The sequence below is a fragment of the bacterium genome (genome assembly GCA_028821235.1).
GTDB lineage: Bacteria > Actinomycetota > Acidimicrobiia > Spongiisociales > Spongiisociaceae > Spongiisocius.
Map to the genome: position 1 here is coordinate 1 of JAPPGV010000133.1, position 4,794 is coordinate 4,794.

Genomic DNA, 4,794 nt, shown 5'->3' on the forward strand with positions numbered 1-4,794 from the left:
GCCGGCCTCGAAACACTCAAATAAAACGCTCTCCGGCAAACCCGGGGCAGTTCACACCCGTTTGTGCCTGATCTGTTGGTGGGGTGGGATCCGCTGATCCCGGGTTCGGTGGCGGCGTTTGTGGGTCGGGCCGAGGCGGCGGTGCGGGCTCTGAACCGCTCGGATGATGTTCATGGGGGTTTGGCTGGTGTGAGCCGGTTCTTGTTGAGGGCGGAGTCGGTGGGTTCTTCCGCGATTGAGGGTTTGCGGGTTGGTCCCCGGCGTGTGTTGGCGGCGGAGGAACGGATCGCTAGGGGCGCTGCGGTCACAGATGGCGTGGCGGCGGAGGTGGTGGGCAATATCGACGCTATGCGCCGGGCCGTGGCCGTGGCTGCTCAGCCCGGCCCGCTCACCCTAGGCGCCTTGTTGGAGGTTCACAGGTTGCTGATGGACCGCTCCCCGACTCCGGAGTTGGGGGGTGTGTTGCGGGAGGAGCAGGGTTGGATAGGGGGAGGGAGCTTCAACCCCACCAACGCGGCCTATGTGCCACCTCCCCCGGATCGAGTGGCTGGGTTGATGGACGACCTGGTCGCCTACGTGAACACGACCCATCACAGTCCGCTCACCCAAGCAGCGGTGGCTCACGCCCAGTTCGAGACGATCCACCCTTTCGGCGACGGTAACGGCCGAGCCGGGCGGGCGCTGATCCATATCGTGTTGCAAAGACGGGGGTTGGCGCCTCGGGTGGTGCCGCCGATCAGCTTGGTTCTCGCTACCTGGTCCGACTCCTATGTTGGTGGTCTCACCGAATTCCGCCACGAAGGCGCCGCGGACAGTCCCCAACGAGACCGCGCCCTTGAGCCGTGGCTCGATGTATTCGCAGCTGCTACCCAGAGGGCATGCGCCGAAGCGGCGGAGTACAGCGACCGAATCCGCGAGCTGACCGACGGGTGGAAACACAAACTCGGACGCTACCGCAAAGGATCAGCCCTCGAGCGGCTCGTCCAACGTCTCCCAGGGGCACCGCTTTTGACTCCCGACAAGGCAGCACAGCTGATCGGACGCTCCCCCGTAGCTACCCGAGCCGCCATCACCCAACTCGTCGACGCCGGCATCCTAAGACTCCGACCCACCAGCACCCCCCGCAACCGCGTCCTCGAAGCACCAGCCGTGATACACATGCTCACCACCCTGGAACGTTCCCTAGCCACCCCCCAAAGAAACACCCGCCAGCAGCGGCCCGTCCGACCCGTACCAGACAGACCCCTCAAGGAGGCTGGAGTCCTGATCGAGGGACAATAGGCCACTGTGACGGGTGAGTTGCGGGTGAAGGCCTGAGTTCTGTACAATAGTCTCCAAGCAACCGGCATAGTTAAGACCGGTCTACGACCGCTGAGATGCTGTGTCTCTTCAACGAGCGTAAGGTAACGAACTGATGATCCAGTTGGTGCGCGCCTGGGATCCGCGGTATACGCCTTCGGTGACCAACGGAGTGGTCAGGTTGCGTCGTGCGTCGGCGTTCCGTGATATCAAGGCTGGAGAGGGTATCGCGGACCCCTACGAAGGGCAGCGGAGACTTACAGTCGAAGGTAGCGTCCGTTCCGAATGGGATCGCGATCAGCATGACAGGTACTCATTGCGTAATATACCGATCAACGTTCAGATGCATCATGGTGATCAAGTTATTGATCTTGAAGATGTTCGTCCGGGTGAACCTCGGACCTACCCGTATGTGATAGATGTTCGTGATGACTCCCAAAGGGAGCCTTATATTCTTTGTCTTTCGCTTATGCCACACGATATGTTGCAGTGGCAACAACTGGTTGAGTCGCTCGCGGCTGGTGACAGGGTGTGGACCATAACGACTGACCTATCGAGGTTGAGGCTCGAAATCGAGTGTGGTATCAAACACTGGATGGCCGCCAACCAGATTAAGAGCCATCGGTTACGCTCTGTGTGGGGCAAAGTAGAGTATTTCGCTGAGGACAAACCTGTACCGCAGACACCAGAACAACTCTTGGACTTTACCGACATGGTGATCGGCCGCTGGTTCCGCAAGGTTAACAAATATCTCTACCAGCGAGAATATCGGTTCGCGTTTATCATCGAAAGCGAAGAGATCCCGGAACTCCCGCCTTATATTGACGTAGAACTGACCAAGAGTGGTATCGCCCAGTTTCAGCCGTATGATCTCCCTTGATGAATGAAACCCATTAGAGCACCACTACAGAAAAAAGGTTCTCCCGGATTCACCCTTAATCGTATCGGTTATCGTAGCGATCCACACCGGACAGCGGCTAGTCGAGTACGACGATCAGGATGGCCAGTACGCTTGAGCACAGGCGGTGGACAATGTTTGCCGCCAGCAGTATTAGCCTAGGCCGGCTTCTAGGCTGCATGCGCCGGAACGGTCAGAGGGCCTAGCGTTTGATATCATTGTTGGGTAGTAGTTCGAGGTTGCTTCAGGTGAGGGCGACTCGGTAGTGAACGAGTAGCTGCTCGACGTAGATGCGGGCTGGGCCGGTGTGGAGGTTCTGTTCGCCGGCGGGTACGGGGAGGTTCTCGGTTAGTTCGTCGAAGTGGGTCTCCGGGCAGCGGTCGGAGAAGAACACGAACGCGGTGCCTTCCGGCTCGCGACGCGATCTCCATGTCAGGCCGGCTGCCCAGGGCGCCCAACTACGGATCGCTGCGGCCCAGCGCCTGGTCATGGAGTATTCGGCAGCCGGAGCGACGGTGAGCCAGGTGTCCTGGCCGACCGCTGCTAGGTCGCGTCCGGAGCGGAGAGTGACCAATTCGATGTCGACTGTTGTCCGCAGCCAGCTGATACGGAGGTCGGAGAGTCTGGCGTGGGGCAGTAGACGAGCGCCCCGCTCGTCGATGGGGAGATCGCGGAGCACGGCTTCGGAGATGGCTGTTCTGTCATCGGAAGCGGCGTAGAGAAAGGAGTATTCGTCAGCCGGTGTCGCGTCGAACCGGCCTCCCCTCAGGTCGCTTACGGCTACGTTCGGGTTGAACTCCGTGACGCCGAACCTGACGCTATGCACCCTCGTCAGGCGTGTCCCGACTGCCAGCAACAGGCGCTCGGGCGCGCCGTCGAAACGCTGCGGGGGTGCTTGATTGGGAGACAACCCGTCTCTATCCCAAGGCCTCGACCATCGCGGCGGCTGCCGCCGCCAGATCGCCCGCCCGCCCGGTCCCTACCAGATCGACGGGCCGGGCGCGTAGGCGGGAGTGATGCGACACCCACCAGGACGCAACACCCCACGGATCACGATCGGATCCCAACCGCTGGTTGACCGCACGCACCTCGGGGAAGATGTCGCGCCGCCGCGTGTCGAACTGGAAGGCCGGATACAGGAAGCCATTGCTGTGTGGCAACCCCAGTAGGGCTGACCGCAGCCGCAACCGCCGGACCTTCTCGCGATTCGCTGGCTTCGCTCCTAACGCCACGGCGGCGGCGGCGGGCTTCAACATGGGCTCGCGCCATATCGTCCGGACCGCTTCGCCCTCCAGCCGGGTGCTTTCTGTCACCAACCGCTCTAGAGAATCGAACACCAATCGAGGTTCGGCGCCAAGCTCCCTGGCCGATTCGCAACGCAGGGTCAGCAGACCCAGGAAACCCCTCAGCCTGTCTTCCTGCCCCCACAAAGCGTTGTGACAGGCCGCGAAAGAGGCAGCGGCGTCCAGCAGACGCGCATCGCCGGGTCCCAAAGCATCTAACAGATAGGACAGCAAGGCCACTTCGTCGCTGCCCTCGCGGACGCCAAGCTCGCTCGAGAGCCTCTTGAGGCGTTCATCGTCGAGCCCGATCTTGGATGTCTGGATTCGGAGAGATGAGCCCGATGCCTCGTCCACGATCACCCCCGTCCCTGACGTTACTGACAGTAGGATATCACAGCCACAAACGTCAGGCAAGGGGTTGTCTGAGGTACTGCCGCCGCTGCCACACCAGTCGGGCCGTTCGCAGGACTTCCAGTAGGGGGACTCGTCTGCCACGGTGCTGGGGCAGCCTGTCCCGTGAAATAGCCTTGTCCCGCATGCACCTGCGCGGTCCCGATGGGCCACTTCTACCTACGTTGTTCTTCTAAATACCTCTGTCAGCACCCAAACAGCCCGGATTGGGGCACATGGCGCAAACGCTGCGCCGGTCCACAGCCATCCTGTAGGTGGGCGATCGCGTGGAGCGGTGCGCGGCTGCGCTCTGGAGCCGTCGGAGGGCTTGACGGTGGGCGCGCTCATTCACGCCCCTCGCGCACGACACGCTCGCGCTCGATACACGCTGAAGCCGATCATGGACGTCGTTGTACCGATAGACGGAGCGTCTCCGATCGGAGACGTCAGCGTTCCCGCTGCTCCTTTGTCACGGCGATCCTAGTGCGGCCGAGCCGGGCCAAAAGCCACGACACGGTCCCGATGGCCTATGGGGGGCAGCCTGCCGAGCTCGTTCACGAGTTCGCCCACTCTAGGGACGACGCGGGCACGTAGGAGGTCGTTACGCCTTCCAGATACAGACTCGCCCTCGGCGGATCGAGGCGGCAGGGTCACGTCCAGGGATGTGGTGTATGAGGGGGGTTTCGCGTCCTCTGTTGTTGGGTTCTGTTCTCCCTGGTTTGAGTTCGGAGTGCGATCCTCTCGGCGAGTTGCTGAGGCTGCGCGCTTGAGAACCCGGCCGTTAGGGTGGGCGCTCTTGCCGGCCCGTCACGTCGAGGGTAGGTTGTTCGGGCATGACGGCGCCGAGTCCACCACGAGAGTTCAAGCTTATCGACATCCGCGAGGTGTGGCCGGGCGAGGCTAGGGATTTCACACCCTGGCTCG

General features: G+C 61.8%; 4 protein-coding genes. 2 read left to right on the forward strand and 2 right to left on the reverse strand.

Going from position 1 to position 4,794, the window contains the following annotated elements:
- The first annotated feature begins 348 nt into the window (after nt 1-348).
- Together OXK16_13875 and OXK16_13880 are read left to right on the forward strand one after the other, a co-directional pair.
- Entirely contained in the window at nt 349-1,281 is a 933-nt protein-coding gene (locus tag OXK16_13875) for a Fic family protein (GenBank protein MDE0377033.1), read from the forward strand.
- Nucleotides 1,282-1,414: 133 nt separating this feature from the next.
- Nucleotides 1,415-2,179: a hypothetical protein gene (locus OXK16_13880; protein ID MDE0377034.1), complete on the forward strand. Its 765-nt coding sequence runs from the start codon at nt 1,415-1,417 to the stop codon at nt 2,177-2,179.
- Between the two features lie 262 nt (nt 2,180-2,441).
- Here the strand turns inward: OXK16_13880 and OXK16_13885 are convergent, their stop codons facing one another.
- Both OXK16_13885 and OXK16_13890 read right to left on the reverse strand, forming a co-directional pair.
- Nucleotides 2,442-3,107 carry an RES family NAD+ phosphorylase gene (locus tag OXK16_13885; GenBank protein ID MDE0377035.1) on the reverse strand — a complete coding sequence of 222 codons (666 nt, stop codon included), beginning with the start codon at nt 3,105-3,107 and terminating at the stop codon, nt 2,442-2,444.
- Between the two features lie 7 nt (nt 3,108-3,114).
- Nucleotides 3,115-3,840: a hypothetical protein gene (locus tag OXK16_13890; protein ID MDE0377036.1), complete on the reverse strand. Its 726-nt coding sequence runs from the start codon at nt 3,838-3,840 to the stop codon at nt 3,115-3,117.
- Nucleotides 3,841-4,794 lie beyond the last annotated feature (954 nt).

Excerpts from the sequence above, each read along its gene's own strand:
- OXK16_13875 (MDE0377033.1), top strand. The coding sequence starts at position 349 with ATGCGCCGGGCCGTGGCCGTGGCTGCTCAGCCCGGCCCGCTCACCCTA.
- OXK16_13880 (MDE0377034.1), top strand. The coding sequence starts at position 1,415 with ATGATCCAGTTGGTGCGCGCCTGGGATCCGCGGTATACGCCTTCGGTG.